This window comes from Microvirga makkahensis (assembly GCF_009830105.1).
In the GTDB taxonomy this organism is placed as follows: domain Bacteria; phylum Pseudomonadota; class Alphaproteobacteria; order Rhizobiales; family Beijerinckiaceae; genus Microvirga; species Microvirga makkahensis.
In genome coordinates this window covers 378,756-394,429 of the sequence record NZ_WURB01000002.1, presented here as the reverse complement: position 1 = coordinate 394,429, position 15,674 = coordinate 378,756, and the positions used below count along the sequence as shown (strand labels likewise).

Sequence of the window (15,674 nt, the reverse complement as noted above, 5' to 3'; positions counted from 1 at the left end):
TAGAGGCGGCGGCAGTAATGCCGCCGCTGTCAGAGATAGGGCGGGCTACAGGCGCTCACGACGATGCAGCATTCCGTGCCGACATTGCGGAAGCGGTGGGGAATCCGACTGTCAAAGAGATAGGCATCGCCCGCCGTAAGCACTCGCACTTGATCGCCTACGGTGATCTCAAGTTCTCCCGATAGTATCACGCCGCCCTCATGAGAGTTGTGCTCGAGCATCGTCGTGCCTGTATCGGCTCCGGGCTCATAGCTCTCGTGCAGGATCTGCAGGTTATGGGCGCGCGCGTCCCCGACCTGTCGCAGTGTGAGCTTGCCCTGAGCCCGTCCACCATTCACCTGATGCAGTCTTGAGGTGAGATCGACGAGTTCTTCTGGCGAGAAGAAGACCTTATCCTGCAGCTGCCGATCATCGTTGAAGAACTCGGACATCGTCATCGGGATCCCGCCCAGGATCTTGCGCAGAGAGGCGACAGAGGGGCTGGTCTTATTCTGTTCAATCAGGGAGATGAGGCCATGAGTGACACCAGAGCGAGCTGCGAGATCCCTCTGCGACAACCCTTTTGCCAGCCTGATTTCCTTCAATCGGCCGCCGACATCGAAACTCATATCGAATTCCCGGATCCTTGTTATCAGGATGCTTCACTTTTAACTAACGCGCGGCTTGCAGCTTGATCGCCATTCTCATCGAACAGCCATTTGTACGCTCGCGAGTTCGGGTACAAGCATGACCGAAATCAATGCGGCGCTTTCATAGCCTTTGGTTTCGGAGCCCGTGACAGGTAGCTCTGCTCCAGCAGCTCAACACTTCCGGCTCATGGTTTCAGCAGGAGAAATAATCTTCGACGTCAGACGCTTTAGTGTGCTTTCTCTCCCGCTCTGCGTCTAGTTCGGCGCGGTTTATAATGTCAATCCTTGCGGCACCGTCAATGTAATTCAGAAATGGCAGGATGCTGGCAGGCGTGAGGGAGTTGGCCGCCGCGCAGTCCTCGCTATGCTATCATCCCTTCCCGACTGAAGTAACCGGCCGATCCGAGTGTCTCTACTTTACCGTTCCATTCAGTTTACGCACGGTCAACGGGGCCTCGCCGGAATGGGCGTCCTGGTCTGCCAAGAGACAGTGCGGGGAGGGACGCTCAAGCTCGTCAGAACTTTACCGGCCAGTTCCGCAAGCGTCTTCCGGCAGCTGGCGGCAAATAGCACTTCGATGAGTTTTTCATCGCATTCGCAAGTGATCTGGCAGCGGCTCTGGCGGGCGGCCGATCAGAACGGGGCGGCCACACTTTCACCGAAGCCGTGCAGATCAGCCGCATCGCATTTACAGTTCCTGCACCATGATGGTCCGGATGGCGCTCAGGTGGTCGAGCATGGCCTGTCTCGCCGCCTCCGGGTCGCGCGCTGAGATGGCCTCGACGACGGCCAGGTGCATGCGCCCCTGTTGCGACGCGTATTCCTTCTTCCGTGCACGCCGGAAGGCGAGGTCGTGCTGGCGTTGCCAGCGGGCGCGACCGCGGACCGATGACAAGACATCGAGAAAGGCGATCAGCAACGGGTTCCCGGTCATCCGAGCGATCCCCTTGTGGAAGGCATCGTCCGCCTGCTCGTAGGCCTGCCAGTCGGGCGCTTCGCTGCTCAGGAGCGCGTGATTGCGAAGAACGATGATCTCGTCGGCTGTCGCCCGCAGCGTGGCTTCGCCCGCAATGGGAGGCTCGATCAGAAGGCGTGCGTCGAGCACGTCAGCCGGAGACGCCATCTCGGCTAAGACCGATGGGCGGATCGGCTCATAGGCCGGGCGCGGCCCGACGAAGGTACCCTGACCCACATGCCGCCAGATCAGACCTTCCTTCTCCAGCACATCAAGCGACGCCCGGAGCGTCTCGCGGCTGCAGCCAATTTTGGGCGCCAGGACCCGCTCCGGTTCCAGCCGGTCCTGCGGGCCGTACGCGCGATGTCGCAGATAGGCGCGCAGGCGCCGAGTGGCCGCGTCCACCGTCAGTCGTGCGCCAAGCATGGCTTTCATACCAATTTCTAGACCAATGTCGCTCCGGTCTATGTAGCAGGTCGGACTACGGCACGAAAGTCGCGCCCGGGCCGGAAGAGCAGAGGAGAACGTCTGATGAGAGCTGCGATGGTCGACCGGTTTTTCGGTGACGAGCCTAGGCGTGTCCCGGCGGTCCAATTGGGCCGCCTCATAGGCACTATCCTGGGGCTGTCGATCTATCCGGTGTTCGCGTGGATCGTCATCGACGGCTTCCTCCGAGTTCTGTGAGTTGGGACCGGGCTGAACTCGCGCAATGCGGGAACGATGACATCCCGCCGAGGAAGCATGTGAAGCCGGCAGACTGGATCCGGCTGGGCCTTCCCGCTCAGGTCGTCCGTGTCGGTTATATCGGCGTCGGCAGGCTGTTCGCTTCCTTCGCGGCCAGGTCGGCGGATGTTGCCGCTGTCGAAGGCTAACGTCCCGATCGGACAAACCGGCGTCTCCCCGATCCAGGGTTAGATCATCCCACTGCGCGGACCCCATACCGGGCCGTGCCACAGGCCAGATCGCGTTTTCCACCGGAACCGAGAATGCGCAAGACCGACTCGTTTCTCCAGATGATCATGGCGGCCGTCCCCGTGGCGAGTCGAATCCGTCCGCCTTTCCGGGTTCGCGCCCGATCCGACGCATGGAGAACCTGTCGATCCACAGCGGCGAGGCGACGCTTCTGCCGGGCGCCACCATGAAGGCTGCCGACAACTGACGCGGAGGGAGATCGCAAGCTGAACTGGAGCCTGCGAGACAAGACGATCTCCGAATCCACTTTATTCACGAGGCGCTAGCTGGTCCCCCGATGCCGACGATCTCTCTTCTGTCGTCATGAGCCTGATGGAGAGACGACGGGCCGGAGCGTTGAACCTGTGAGGTCGGCGGCGGGGCCGCAAGCAAAAGAGCGATCTGCTCCGTGGGAAGGGCTTTCGAGAACAGATAGCCCTGCAGTTCGTCACATCCTGCTTTATCGAGGAAGCGTCCTTGCTCCCTGGTTTCCACACCTTCGGCCGTTACTGTCAGGTTCAGCGCTTGTCCAAGGGCTACGATTGCCTCGACAATCGCTGTGGCATTCTCATCCTGTCCTAGGTTCTTTACAAAAGATCGGTCGATCTTGATCTTGTCGACCTCGAATTTCTGAAGGTAGCCCAGGCTTGAGTAGCCAGTGCCGAAATCATCCAAGGCAATCCTGAAGCCGGCCCGCCGCAGCTTTCTCAATGCATTGGCTGTCTCGCCTCCGGCGTCGAGGAGAACTCCCTCAGTAACCTCCAATTCGATCTTGCGAGGATCAGCGCCACTCGCTCTTACAATTGCAATGACCCTCTCTGCAAAATTCTCGCTTCGAAACTGGATGGGTGACAGGTTGATCGAAATGAACAGATCTGGCCAGCGTTGCGACACTGAACAGGCCTCGTGCAGAACCCATTCTCCGAGCCGGATGATGAGACCGGTTTGTTCGGCGACAGGAATAAACTGCTCCGGCAGGATCGTTCCGAGGGCTGGATGTCGCCACCGCAGCAGGGCCTCGAGACCGACGATAGACTTGCCCGCCGCCGCTACCTGAGCTTGATAAGCTACCTCAAAACCCTCTCCGGTCGTCAATGCGGCGCGCAGTTCATCCTCTATCGAACTGCGAACCTTCACCGTCTCATCCATGGCAGAGCTGAATATGCGATGGCACCCTCGCCCGTCTTCCTTGGCGCGGTAGAGCGCAATATCGGCTTTCCGCACGATTTCGACGCGCTCCGATCCCGCTTCAGGCGCCAGGGCGACGCCGATGCTGCCTCCTACGAAGACTTGATGGCCGAGTACTTCGAACGGTTGCTGGACAGCGGCGAGAATCCGGACGCAAAGGGAGTTCACGTCTTCCTCGTCAAAGATATCGGTCTGCACGATTGCAAACTCGTCGCCGCCCAGCCGGGCGACTGTGTCGCTGCTCCTCGTTAGTTTCGAGAGCCGACCTGCAACCTCACGAATAAGACTGTCGCCAGCATGATGCCCGAGGGTGTCATTTACATGCTTGAAGCGGTCGAGATCGAGCATAAGCACTGCGGTCCTCCCGCCCCTTTGCGTCCGAGCCAGAGCTTGATCGAGGCGGTCGTCAAACAGCGCTCGGTTCGGAAGACCTGTCAGAACATCGTGAAATGCAAGGTGTTGCGCTTGGGCTTCGCTAGCCCGGAGCTCACATATTATGATCTCCTGTTGTGCCACCGAGCGTCGCAGTGAACGGACAAGGAGCATCATGACGGCAACGATCGTGACCGCCGTTAGGCCTGCAGCCGGTGCGAGTACATAGAGGGATCGTGCCCCCGGGAGTTCCGGTGTCCAAAGAAAGTAGCCGATCAACTGCCCTTCATCCGATAGGAGTGGAACAGAAGCCTCGCCTTCCAGACCTCCGTTCCAGCGCGAGAAGCGAAGACCCTCGATCAGATTTCTCTCGGAGAGTTGCTCCAGGAAACTCGTGTCCAGAAAGCGGATGCTAACGAGAAGGAACTCCCGGCCTTGCTCCTGGGTAACCTGGTCGGATTCGGGAACAATCATCATGGCGCTCACAGCTGCCGGTCTACCGAGCAACTCTAGCAGATGCGCGTCAAAGACAGCTTTCCCTGTCTTCAGGACGCGGTTGTCTTTCGATAGCTGGACATGCTTTGCGTGAGGGGACTGCTCATGGCCACGCAGGCCAAGGACGAGGCCCTCCAGGTAGGGGCGAGCCTGGGCGAACACGGCAACCGGAGCCCTCTCCTGATCAACGGCGGCATAAATCGGCCTGTCGTCAGGATCAAGAATATAGACTTGGTCTTGACCGAATGTTCTGCTCAGCCAGACACCCATATTTGCGTCGAGCCACTGCCAATCCAGGTCCTTTTTGCGGAGCTGCAGAATGGCGTCGTCCCAGACCGCGACCATTTCTTGCTGTTGGGCAAGCTCGTCAACAATAGCTCTGATCGATCGCTCGGTTGTGCGAAGCTGGCGATCGATTGAGATGATGTTGCTTTCCCGGGCTGTCCAGATAAGAGCAAAACCACACAGGAACAGAGCGGCTATCGTGACTATGCTCACAGGCACCACGATCTTCGTTTGAAGCGGCGTACGTGTTCCTAACGATGCAGAACGATTCAACTTACTACACCTCAAAGAATGGCGTGCGACTCTGATCAAGGCCGCAGAGATGCTACCCGCATGTGCAGCTTGGGCCGTCGGTTTATCCGGTTTTTAAGAACGTGGATTAGGAATGCCGGACTCTCACCAGCCTTGGCGGGGCAGCTTCATGCCTTTGAGCGGTCGCGCGCCACGTGTCCCGTCAACCCACCAGATCTGCTATGTCGGTCTTCAGGTTTCGTCGTCGGGACCTGAAAGTCAATCAGGAACGTTGGGTGATAATACGTACCTTATCGCATCGTTAATTTCTGTGACACGGTGGCAGCACCGCATCATGGGCCGCCAACGTCAGAGCGGCGGAACGAAAGCTGTAACGGTGCAAGAGACGCTCGCGCGCTCCTTTCATGAACAGCGACGACGTCGACACGACGACATGGCTGAAGGCGCTCGATGAAGTCGAGCAGCTCGCACCGATCATGATCGGCTCCGGACACCGCAAGGCCACTGCCCAAGGGGCTATTGCCTCCACACGGGACTGCATCCTCTTCGTGCGCAATGCGATGCAGAACGCGACGGAGAGCTGGACCGACTACGATACCGCTTACGCGCAGACGGATCGGCCGGGATACAAGGATCTGCCGGCCCTCGAGGAGGATAAGCGCGGTAACGCCTACCGAATCTACATAGACATAGAGCAATCCCAACTGAAGGCGGAGAACCGCTAAACCTGATTTCCGTCCACCAGGGCTGCGGCCTGCCGCAATTGGAGGACCGGCAGCAGGCAGAGTGGCGCCAGCAAACGGTCACAAACGCGATTTTTTGCAATTTCCAACGGCTGGTGGAGCGCGGCTCGGGTTGAGGGTGGCGTTGGTTGGGCAGGGATGTCAGCCGCGTAGGTGACGACCTTCCAGGGGCCGGCCACAGGGACCGTTGGCGAGCGCGAGGGTCTCGACAAGTTCGGCCCTCCGCTCCTCGGCGCGACGGTCAAGCCGAATCTCGGCCTGACGGGCCGCAATTACGGCCGCGTCGTCTATGTGGCGCTCAATGGCGGACCTGACTTCACGAAGGACGACGAGAGTATCAATTCGAAGCCCTGCATGCACTGGCGGGAGCGCTTTCTCTACTGCATGGAGGCCGTCAGCAAGGCGCAGGCGGCCAGCGGGGAGGTCAAGGTCACCTATCTCAACGTGATCGCAGCGGCCATGAAGGAAATGTACGAACGCGCCGAATTCGCCAGGGAGCTTGGATCGGTGATCGTCATGATCGACCTCGTGATCGGCTCCACGGCGATTCAGTCCATGGCAAAATGGGCGCGTGGCGCTGGGGCATAGTGCGCACCCGGAGGGCCGCTTCCGTGACCCGAGGCGCTGCGTGAGCGAAAAGTGGACCCGGTTTCCTCGCAATGAACGACGCGCTGTCGATGAAAGGGAGGTTCAGCCATCTCATGGCGGCTGACGAGGCATTGCAGGTCAGAAAGGAGTTTGCCTTCACTCCCCCGACTTCGATCGAAGTGACGGGATCATCACGCCTTGGGGACCGGCATGGCCGGAACCGCGCCGTACCGGCGGGTAGAGCCGGACACAATTGGCGCAGGTGCCGGGTAGGAAACAGGTCCGTTCGGCGTTTCGACGGTGATACGCCGCAGTTGCGGGTGTGAGGAAAGACCGGCCATATCATTCAATGAGGCGAACGCAATATCGGCCCTGACGAGCTTTTCCGTCGCCTCTTCGGCACTCATCATCGCGAATGCCTCGGCAACGGCGCCATCGGTCGCGGGGCGGTTCTCCACGCGAGCCACATTGGTTGCGTATTTTGGATCATGTCCCATTTCAGGACGGCCCATGAATTCGGTGGCGAACTTCACCCATTCACGATCGCTCTGGATCGATATTAGAATCGGGTGGCCATCCTTACAGGTGAAGACACCATAGGGCGAGATGGAGGGGTGGGCGAGCCCAACGCGTTTCGGCGGCTTACCACCTTCCTGCTGGAGAAGCGGCACGGTTAGCCAATCGGCGAGCACGTCGAACATCGAGATCGAAATCTGCGATCCCTTGCCTGAAATGCCGCGGTGGATCAGAGCCTCGAGGATGGCCGCATGGGCGGTGGCGCCGGTTGCGATGTCGACGATGGATATTCCTACGCGCGAGGCCTGTTCCGGCCCGCCCGTGATCGAGCAAAGGCCGGTTTCGGCTTGCACCAGCAGATCGTAAGCCTTGCGGTCGGCCATCGGGCCGGTTTCGCCATAGCCCGAGATCGAGCAGACGATCAACCTGGGATATTCCAACCTCAGATGCTCGACGCTGAAGCCGAGTCGCTCGAGCGCGCCGGGTTTGAGATTCTGGATCAGGATATCCGCCCCTGCCAATAGCTCGGCGAACATGGCCTTGTCGCCGGGTTTGGTCAGATCGGCTGCGACAGATTCCTTGCCGCGGTTCAACCAGACGAAATAGCTCGACTGACCGTTGGCGACATCATCATAGCCGCGGGCGAAATCGCCGCCCGGGCGCTCGATCTTGATCACCCGCGCTCCGGCATCAGCAAGACGTGAGGAGGCGAAGGGGGCAGCCACGGCCTGCTCGAGAGCCACGACCGTCAGACCGTGGAGGGGAAGGGACGCCTCAACCATCAGAACGACCTCGGCAAGCCAAGCACGTGCTCGGCGACATAGCTCAGGATCAGGTTGGTCGAGACCGGGGCAACTTGATAGAGACGGGTCTCGCGGAACTTGCGCTCGACATCATATTCGCAGGCAAAGCCGAAACCGCCGTGGAACTGGATGCACGCGTTTGCGGCCTCCCAGCTGGCTTTCGCAGCGAGGTACTTCGCCATGTTCGCTTGTGCGCCGCAAGCCTGCTGAGCATCGTAGAGACGGCAAGCCTCGAAGCGCATCAGATTGGCGGCTTCCAACTCGATGAAGGCCTCTGCAATCGGGAACTGGACACCTTGGTTCTGGCCGATCGGACGGCCGAAGACGATACGCTCCTTGGCGTATTGCACGACCTTGTCGGTGAACCAGTAGCCGTCGCCGATGCACTCGGCAGCAATCAGAACGCGCTCCGCGTTGAGTCCGGTGAGTATGTATTTGAAACCCTGGCCTTCCTCGCCGATCAGGTTCTCGGCCGGGATCTCGAGGTTATCGAAGAAGAGCTCATTGGTTTCGTGATTCACCATGTTCAGGATCGGACGGACCTCCATTCCGCCCTTCATGGCCTCCTTGATGTCGACGATGAAGAGCGAGAGACCTTCCGATTTCTTCTTCACATCCGAGATGGGCGTGGTGCGGGCCAGGAGAATCATCAAGTCAGAGTGTTGCACACGGCTGATCCAGACCTTCTGTCCGTTGATGACGTAACGGTCGCCCTTTCTGACGGCGGTCGTCTTGATCTTGGTCGTGTCGGTGCCGGTGGTGGGTTCCGTTACGCCCATGGATTGGAGGCGCAGTTCGCCCGAGGCAATCTTGGGCAGATAGTATCGGCGCTGCTCCTCCGAGCCGTGGCGCACGAGCGTGTTCATGTTGTACATCTGCCCGTGACAGGCGCCCGAGTTGCCGCCTGCGCGATTGATCTCTTCCATGACCACCGAAGCCTCGGTCAAGCCGAGGCCTGAACCGCCGTATTCCTCAGGAATGAGGGCCGCCATCCAACCCGCTTTGGTGAGAGCGTCGACGAATTTCTCGGGATAGCCCCGGGCCTCGTCGATCTTGCGGTGATATTCGGCAGGGAACTGGGCACAAAGAGAGCGTACTGCGTCCCGGATATCCTGGTGCTGGTCGGCGATGGAATGTGTCATGGACAATATGCGGTCTGGAACGTTGCGCGAAATCGCGGTGTGTCCAGGGAAATTTTCGCATGGACCGATACAAGTCAAATATACAGTTTTACTAACGTATATATCTTTATTATATCGCGAGCGCTGGGAGGCCGCCAAGCTGAGCGCTGAATGCTCATGACCAGGTCAGTCCGACGGGCAAAGGTTCCAACTGGCCACCGACCGGATCCGATCCCTGGAGGCAACGGAATTATTCTGACCGGGTCTTCGTCCTGCAGGACCTTCAGACGCGCGGGCCGTCTATGTCCATGCGATATCAATCGGTAGTCAGGACCGCAGACCGCGAACGACGCCACAAGCCTGAAACAGGGCGCACGCCATGGTCTGGAATCTCAGATCGTGGTTGCCCGAACGGTGTCGTTTGTTGATATTCGGCCCGCCCGCCCTCAAGATATGAGCTGAGGACAGGAAAGGGGCGAGCGATGGACATCAAAGGGGACGACATCGTCGAAAGCGTCTACCGGGCGGCACAGTTCATCTCTTATTTCCATCCGGCGGACTACATCCGCCACTTGAGTACAGCATACACACGCGAGGAAAGCCCCGCCGCCAAAGCCGCTATGGCGCAGATCCTGCGAAATTCGCGCATGTCGGCCTATGGGCGCCGTCCGCTCTGCCAGGATACGGGTATGATTGTCGTCTTCGCGAAACTGGGAATGGAAAGCCGCATTCTTTCCGATCGCCCCCTCGAAGATCTGGTCAATGAGGGTGTGCGCCGCGCTTATCGTGATGTCGGGAATCCCTTGCGAGCCTCGATGGTGGCCGACCCGATCTTCGAGCGCAAGAACACCCGCGACAACACGCCAGCGGTGATTCACACTCAGCTGGTGCAGGGGCCCGGCCTCAGCATGAGCATCGGCGCCAAAGGCGGCGGGTCGGAAAACAAAGCGCGCTTCACGACCCTGAATCCTGCCGCCTCGATCGAGGATTGGGTTCTGGCCACCATGCCGACGCTTGGTGCCGGCTGGTGTCCTCCCGGCATGATCGCGCTTGGCGTGGGCGGCAGCGCCGAAAAGGCCATGCTGATGGCCAAGGAAGCGCTGAACGAGCCCATCGACATGCTCGATCTGCTCGAACGGGGGCCGCAGACCCCTCTCGAGGGGCTGCGCGTCTCCCTTTATGAAAAGATCAACGCGCTTGGCATTGGGGCGCAGGGTCTGGGCGGCATGACGACCGTCGTCGACGTGAAAATCGCGACCTACCCCACGCATGCGGCCTCCAAACCTGTGGCGCTCATCCCGCAATGCGCGGCGAACCGCCACGTGCATTTTCACCTCGACGGCAGCGGGCCCGCGGAATTCGAGCCTCCTGCGCTGAGCGACTGGCCCGAGATGCCTGAGGAGGAAAGCGCAACCGGCAGACGGGTGTGCCTTGATAGGCTGACCCACGCCGAAATCGCGGGCTGGAGAGCGGGCGAGACTCTGCTTTTGACGGGGCGCATTCTGACCGGGCGGGATGCCGCGCATAGACGGCTGGCGGACATGCAGGCCCGAGGCGAACCCTTCCCTGTGACGTTCAAGGATCGGTTCATCTATTACGTAGGTCCTGTGGACGCGGTTGGCGACGAGGCCGTAGGCCCGGCGGGCCCCACCACCGCCACCCGGATGGACGGGTTCAGCGAGATGATGCTGGAAACCGGACTTCTCGGAATGATCGGCAAGGCCGAGCGCGGCGATGCCACTGTCGAGACCCTGGCCCGTCATGGCGCAGTCTATCTCGCGGCCACGGGAGGCGCGGCTTATCTCATTTCCAAGTCGATCCGCTCCGCCAAGTTACTGGCTTTCGAAGACCTTGGCATGGAAGCGATTTTCGAAATGGAGGTGGAGGACATGCCGGTGACGGTTGCTGTCGATGCCACGGGCCAATCGATTCACAAAACAGGCCCTGCGCTCTGGCGGAAACGGATTGCAGAGGCCAAGGCCGATGACCCATAGCGGGTGGTGTGAATTGGCGCATCGTATGGACCCAGGCGGACGCGTCGGCGATCCGAGGGGCCGCCTCGGTGAAATGTGGACTTGGGTCTTTGCCCGCTCGGCCCTCGACGTCATCACCGGCCTTGTGCCGGTGATCCCGATTGCGTCGAGCGCAGCGTTCCTCTGATCGGGATGGCCGGGGCAGGCCCGGCCATGACACGATAGGTTCATCCAAGCAGGGAGCATCGGACCGTTTCCAAAAGTGCAGGTCCACTTTTCAAGACCAATGCTCCAGAAACGCCTGTGCAGGCTACTCCGCGCTGGCCTGCATGGTCATGACGCCATCGGTGTCGGCGACCCAAAGCCTGAACCCTTCGCCCTCAGCCTTGCCGTTCACGGTAAAGACCGAGCCGTCGAAAAGCGGCGAGGTGCCACGGAACTTGAAACGCGCAGGGAACGCATTTCCGTTCATCTGACGGGCCATGCGCAGGAGGAAGTTCGCCTGCAGCGGGCCATGCACGATCAGCCCCGGGTAGAACTCTTCCGTGATGCAATATTCGCGGTCGTAATGAATGCGGTGGCCGTTGAAGGTTACGGCAGAATAGCGCGCGAGGAGAACCGGAGTCCCTTCGACCGCAAGCGTCAGGTCGGGCTCGGGCAGTTCGACCTTCGGGGGCTGTCCGCCCGTAGGCACCTCGAGCGCACGGTAGACGATGTCATGGCGCTCCTGCAGCACGAGGCCCGCTCCGGTGTAGTATTCGTGATCGACAGCCACGAAGCAGAGCGTGCCCGTGCGCCCCGTCTTCATCGCCACGTCGGAGATTCGCGAGATGCGTTTGACCTCGTCGCCCACGTAAAACTCGCCCGAGAATCGGAGTTCCCCGCCCGCCCACATGCGGCGCGGCAGGGGCACGGGAGGAAGGAAGCCGCCCCGAGCGGGGTGACCATCCGGACCCAGTCCCGACATCGGAGCGATATCGGGCGAGAGGCACCAGTGTGCACCCACCGGCGCCGGGTCGCCCGCTTTCAAATTGCAGGGCTCATCCAGGATTGCGGCCAGCGAGTTCGCCAGGCGGGGTGTGATGATGTCCTCGCTGACGCGTACGGTCCCGATCCATCCTTTCAGATGATTGATATCGAGTTCCAGGCTCATTTCTTCTCCTTCAGCCGAAATAGCCCTTCAGGCTTTCGGCTCCGCCCAGGGCAGCAAGTCTGGCCAGCATCGGCTCGGTCCCCGCGTTCAGGCAGGGTCCCGTCAATGCGCGGAATTTCTCGATCAAAGCCGCCGAGGTCGGAAAGGTCTCGGGCTCGCCCGAGGGATCGGCAATCCGCAGGTCATACTCCCGCCCTGTGGCGCGGACCTTCAGCGTGGCCCCGAAAGGATGGCGCAGCCCTTCGAGGCTTTCGTCACGGATCACATCGACCTTGTCGGCGAGCGCGTCGATCTCCGGCTTACCCAGGAGTTCGTAGTCATCCCAACCGAAACGGTCGCGGGTCAGCGCCACGGCGGCGGCAAAGGGCATCGAGAACTGCCCGTCGACGATGCTGCGGGCGCGGCGTTTTTCGTCAAGCGGCGCCCCGACAAGCGTGATGCCGTTGCGATGAAGGCCGACGGTGATGCTGTCGATATGCGCTGCGGCCAGACCATGCTCGCGCTTCAACGCCAGAAGTCCGTCAACAGCAGCATGGGTGTAGCGGCAGGCCGGATAGGGTTTGACGCCGATGTTCATCGTTTCCCAGACCTCGCCAAGACCCGCAACGGCCTTTGCAGGGTCGGCCCCGTCGCTGTAGCCCTTCAGGAAGCCGTGCTTGCCGTCAATCGCCTCGGCGGAACCGGTGAACCCTTCGAGCGCCAGCGTCGCGGCGATCAGCCCCTTCATCGAGGCTTCGCCCACCTGATAGCGCTTGTTCCAGGCGCCGTTCACCAGGAACTGGAGAGAACCGGAGGCCTGACTTGCGGCAACACCAAAGGCCGAGCACATCCGATCAGCGCCGAGGCCCAGAAGGCGGCCCGCCGCGGCCGCGGCCCCGAAATTGCCCGCCGTCGCGGTCGGATGGAAGCCGCGGGCATAGTGTGCGGTCGGATCAAGCGCATTGCCCAGCCGGCAACAGACCTCGAAGCCCACGACGATCGCAGCGAGGAGATCGGCCCCCGACGCGCCGGTCATCTCGGCTGCCGCGAGGGCTGCGGGGACCACGGCGGCCGAAGGATGGAGCGAACTGTCGGAATGAGTGTCGTCGAAATCGAGTGAGTGGCCGAAGGTGCCGTTCAACAGGGCGGCCGTTGCGGGCGTATAGCGCCGCGAAAGGCCGAAGACCGTGCATTCTCCCGGCGCATCAAGCCCCAGCCGCGCCAGCATCTTGAGTACCGAGGGTGTCGAGTCCGCCTCGTTCGCCGCCCGGATCATCGAGCCGATCAGATCGGTCGTCAGGGCGAGGGCGCGGCTGGGAACCTCGGGGGGCAGGCTCTCGGCTTTGGTCTCGGCCGCGAATGTCGCAAGGGTGCAGGTCACGCTCATGGCTCAAACATCCTTTCCGGCGCGCTGGAAGATCTGGCGCGCTTTGATGATGACAGGGGCATCGACCATCGCCTCATCGATTTTGATTGCGGCAAGCCCCGAGGCCGCGGCCTCGAGCACGCGGCCCGCCCAGTCGATCTCGGCTTCGGTCGGGGCGAAGCCATGGCGGGCAGGAGCGATCTGGGCCGGGTGGATCAGGAGCTTGCCGCCAAAACCCTGCTCCACCGCATACCGACTGTCGGAGACGATGATCGCCTCATTCCTGATCTCGGTAGTCACACCATCAATCGGCGCAGGCTTGCCGGCGCAGCGCGAGGCCAGAACGATCTGAGCACGGGCGAAAAGAAGCGCCTCGCGGGTATGACCGATGTTCAGATCAGCCGCGAAATCGATCGATCCAAAGGCAATGCGGTCAGCCGCTTCGGCGATCTCGAAGATGTTTCTCAGACCTCGCGCAGTTTCCACCAGGGCGATCACCGGCAGACCCGAGGCACGGCCGGCGGCCAGAATGTCTCCGGCCGTTTCAGCCTTGGGCAGGATGATCGCGTCCAGAGGCAGCCTCGATGCCGCCGCCAGATCGTCCACCGCCCATTCAGCATGGGTGGCATTCACCCGCAACAAAATCGGCAGCCCTCCCAGATCGGTTTCAGCCAGCGCCCCGGCCAGACCGTCTCGGGCGGCGACCTTGTTCTCCGCCGCCACCGCATCCTCGAGATCGATGACGATGGCATCGGGGCCCGCGGCTGCGGCCTTGGGGAATCGCTCCGTTCGGTCTGCGGGGACAAAAAGTGGCAAAGTACAAGCTGCGAGGCGGCTCTTCATGTCGAGACTCTGTTCTGGGTTGGGCCAGAAGATGAAAGGCCGGAACGCATAAGTGAAATATTCATTTGGTTTCTCTATTATAGAAAAATTATATCGGCTTCCCCTTTGCCCCTCCTGTCATGCCGCAGGACGCCAAAGCCACCATGTGCAATCTTGAATGGAAGCAGCATCGGGAGGCGCTGGATCGCGGCTTGGCCAACGTCTCGTCAGCCCAGGCCAGCCGCGTTGTGGCATAATTTACAATGTGTTACCCAGGCGGTATCTATAGATTTTATATATAGTGAGAGGCCGATGGACATACGCCAGCTTCGCTATTTCATAGCAGTTGTCGAGCAGAAATCCTTTACGCGGGCGGCCTCGCTTCTGAACATCGCCCAGCCTGCGCTGTCGCTTCACGTGCGCAACATGGAAGCTCATCTGGGCACCTCGCTCCTGCTTCGCAGTTCGAAGGGCGTCGTGCCGACCGAGACAGGCGAGATCCTGTTGAGGAACGCGCGCATCATCCTGGACCAACTCGCAATCGTCGAAGAGGAAATCCGGGGGCAGGAGAACGATCCTGCGGGCGAAGTGAGATTGGGCCTGCCGGGAACAATCAGCCAAATTCTTTCCGTTCCGCTGATCATGGCCGCGCGAACGCGATATCCGAGGATGAAGTTGCGCATTGCCGAAGCCATGAGCGGGTTCGTGCTGGATTGGTTGCGCGAGCAGCGGGTTGATTTGGCGATACTCTACAACAAACCCGATGACGCGGGCATCAGCTTGACTCATGTTCTCGACGAGGAACTAGTATTCTTCGGGCCGGCCCATCCGGCGCGAGGCAACAGGGCACCCGACCCGGCCCAACGCAGTCTCGCGTTCGAGGACGTGGCGCAATTTCCGCTGATATTGCCCAGCCAGAACCATGGACTGCGTGATCTGATCGAACGTCATGCCCTGGCGCGGACACTTGTCCTGAATTCCGTCATCGACATCGATTCCTACGCCAGCATCAAAGAGCTCGTCGCCGTCGATTACGGTTACTCCATTCTTCCCTTCAATGCGATCTCGAAGGAAGTAGAGGCAGGCTCCCTGCGGAGCTGGCGCATCCGTGATCCGAACCTGACCCGTGGCGTCCACATTGCCCATGCCGTGAGCCGTCCCAAGATCCACGCTGTAGCGGCGATCGAATCCTTGACGCACGAGGTGCTCAGGGAGCTCGTGAAATCTGGAAGGTGGGCGGGTGTCGCGCCTCAAGAGCTGGACATAGACTGCGAGATGCAGCCCTGATCCGGCAAATTGCCCTTGGCGCGTCGCGCCGTTTCGATATTTTGAAATCATCGGCGGAGCCATGGCAGCGCGAATTCTGCGAGCCATAGAACTTATTGGTTGATTTTTGCGGCTTCTATAACGAATTTCTATAGGGGCAAGCGAAATAATCAATTTGCCTAAAGATTATGGCCCCCCAAGGATTGGTCGGTCTGGA

General features: G+C 60.5%; 13 protein-coding genes and 1 pseudogene. 6 read left to right on the top strand and 8 right to left on the bottom strand.

All coding sequences use genetic code 11. The features are described from left to right. Window positions 1-29 precede the first annotated feature (29 nt). Both GR328_RS04735 and GR328_RS04730 read right to left on the bottom strand, forming a co-directional pair. Entirely contained in the window at window positions 30-608 is a 579-nt protein-coding gene (locus GR328_RS04735) for a cupin domain-containing protein (RefSeq protein ID WP_160883361.1), read from the bottom strand. Between the two features lie 709 nt (window positions 609-1,317). After that, entirely contained in the window at window positions 1,318-2,019 is a 702-nt protein-coding gene (locus tag GR328_RS04730; protein WP_246215678.1) for a FadR/GntR family transcriptional regulator, read from the bottom strand. Window positions 2,020-2,115: 96 nt separating this feature from the next. Between GR328_RS04730 and GR328_RS26630 the strand changes: the two genes are divergently transcribed. Continuing rightward, complete coding sequence (locus GR328_RS26630) at window positions 2,116-2,268, top strand: hypothetical protein (RefSeq protein ID WP_170304104.1); 153 nt, start codon at window positions 2,116-2,118, stop codon at window positions 2,266-2,268. A 540-nt stretch (window positions 2,269-2,808) separates the two neighbouring features. Here GR328_RS26630 and GR328_RS04725 read toward each other — a convergent pair. Next, window positions 2,809-5,148: a putative bifunctional diguanylate cyclase/phosphodiesterase gene (locus tag GR328_RS04725; RefSeq protein ID WP_160883360.1), complete on the bottom strand. Its 2,340-nt coding sequence runs from the start codon at window positions 5,146-5,148 to the stop codon at window positions 2,809-2,811. 383 nt (window positions 5,149-5,531) lie between these two features. Here GR328_RS04725 and GR328_RS04720 point away from each other — a divergent pair, with 383 nt between their 5' ends. Both GR328_RS04720 and GR328_RS04715 read left to right on the top strand, forming a co-directional pair. Beyond that, window positions 5,532-5,852, top strand: coding sequence for a hypothetical protein (locus GR328_RS04720; RefSeq protein WP_160883359.1), 321 nt, complete (start codon window positions 5,532-5,534; stop codon window positions 5,850-5,852). A 171-nt stretch (window positions 5,853-6,023) separates the two neighbouring features. After that, window positions 6,024-6,443: pseudogene (locus GR328_RS04715) on the top strand (RuBisCO large subunit C-terminal-like domain-containing protein); the annotation flags it as partial. 206 nt (window positions 6,444-6,649) lie between these two features. Here the strand turns inward: GR328_RS04715 and GR328_RS04710 are convergent. Both GR328_RS04710 and GR328_RS04705 read right to left on the bottom strand, forming a co-directional pair. After that, window positions 6,650-7,756, bottom strand: coding sequence for a CaiB/BaiF CoA transferase family protein (locus GR328_RS04710; protein ID WP_160883358.1), 1,107 nt, complete (start codon window positions 7,754-7,756; stop codon window positions 6,650-6,652). Beyond that, window positions 7,756-8,919, bottom strand: coding sequence for an acyl-CoA dehydrogenase family protein (locus GR328_RS04705; RefSeq protein ID WP_160883357.1), 1,164 nt, complete (start codon window positions 8,917-8,919; stop codon window positions 7,756-7,758). Before GR328_RS04705 ends, GR328_RS04710 begins: the two co-directional genes overlap by 1 nt. A 461-nt stretch (window positions 8,920-9,380) precedes the next feature. Between GR328_RS04705 and GR328_RS04700 the strand changes: the two genes are divergently transcribed. After that, window positions 9,381-10,892, top strand: a complete 1,512-nt coding sequence (locus GR328_RS04700; protein ID WP_160883356.1) for a fumarate hydratase — start codon at window positions 9,381-9,383, stop codon at window positions 10,890-10,892. 25 nt (window positions 10,893-10,917) lie between these two features. Beyond that, window positions 10,918-11,058 (top strand): hypothetical protein, encoded by a 141-nt coding sequence (locus GR328_RS04695; RefSeq protein ID WP_160883355.1) that lies wholly within the window; start codon window positions 10,918-10,920, stop codon window positions 11,056-11,058. Between the two features lie 123 nt (window positions 11,059-11,181). On the opposite strand, the gene GR328_RS04690 is transcribed toward GR328_RS04695, so the two are convergent. From GR328_RS04690 to GR328_RS04680, 3 genes are read right to left on the bottom strand one after another with little or no spacing between them, the layout of a single operon-like run. Further along, the gene (locus GR328_RS04690) at window positions 11,182-12,024 is read right to left on the bottom strand and encodes an HTD2 family dehydratase (RefSeq protein WP_160883354.1); all 843 of its coding nucleotides are present in this window, start codon (window positions 12,022-12,024) and stop codon (window positions 11,182-11,184) included. Between the two features lie 10 nt (window positions 12,025-12,034). Next, on the bottom strand, window positions 12,035-13,390 hold the full coding sequence (locus tag GR328_RS04685; RefSeq protein ID WP_160883353.1) for an MmgE/PrpD family protein: 1,356 nt from the start codon (window positions 13,388-13,390) through the stop codon (window positions 12,035-12,037). Window positions 13,391-13,393: 3 nt separating this feature from the next. Beyond that, complete coding sequence (locus GR328_RS04680; protein WP_160883352.1) at window positions 13,394-14,212, bottom strand: HpcH/HpaI aldolase/citrate lyase family protein; 819 nt, start codon at window positions 14,210-14,212, stop codon at window positions 13,394-13,396. Window positions 14,213-14,503: 291 nt separating this feature from the next. On the opposite strand from GR328_RS04680, the gene GR328_RS04675 reads away from it, so the two are divergent. Then, the gene (locus GR328_RS04675; RefSeq protein WP_160883351.1) at window positions 14,504-15,478 is read left to right on the top strand and encodes a LysR substrate-binding domain-containing protein; all 975 of its coding nucleotides are present in this window, start codon (window positions 14,504-14,506) and stop codon (window positions 15,476-15,478) included. The last annotated feature ends 196 nt before the right edge of the window (window positions 15,479-15,674 follow it).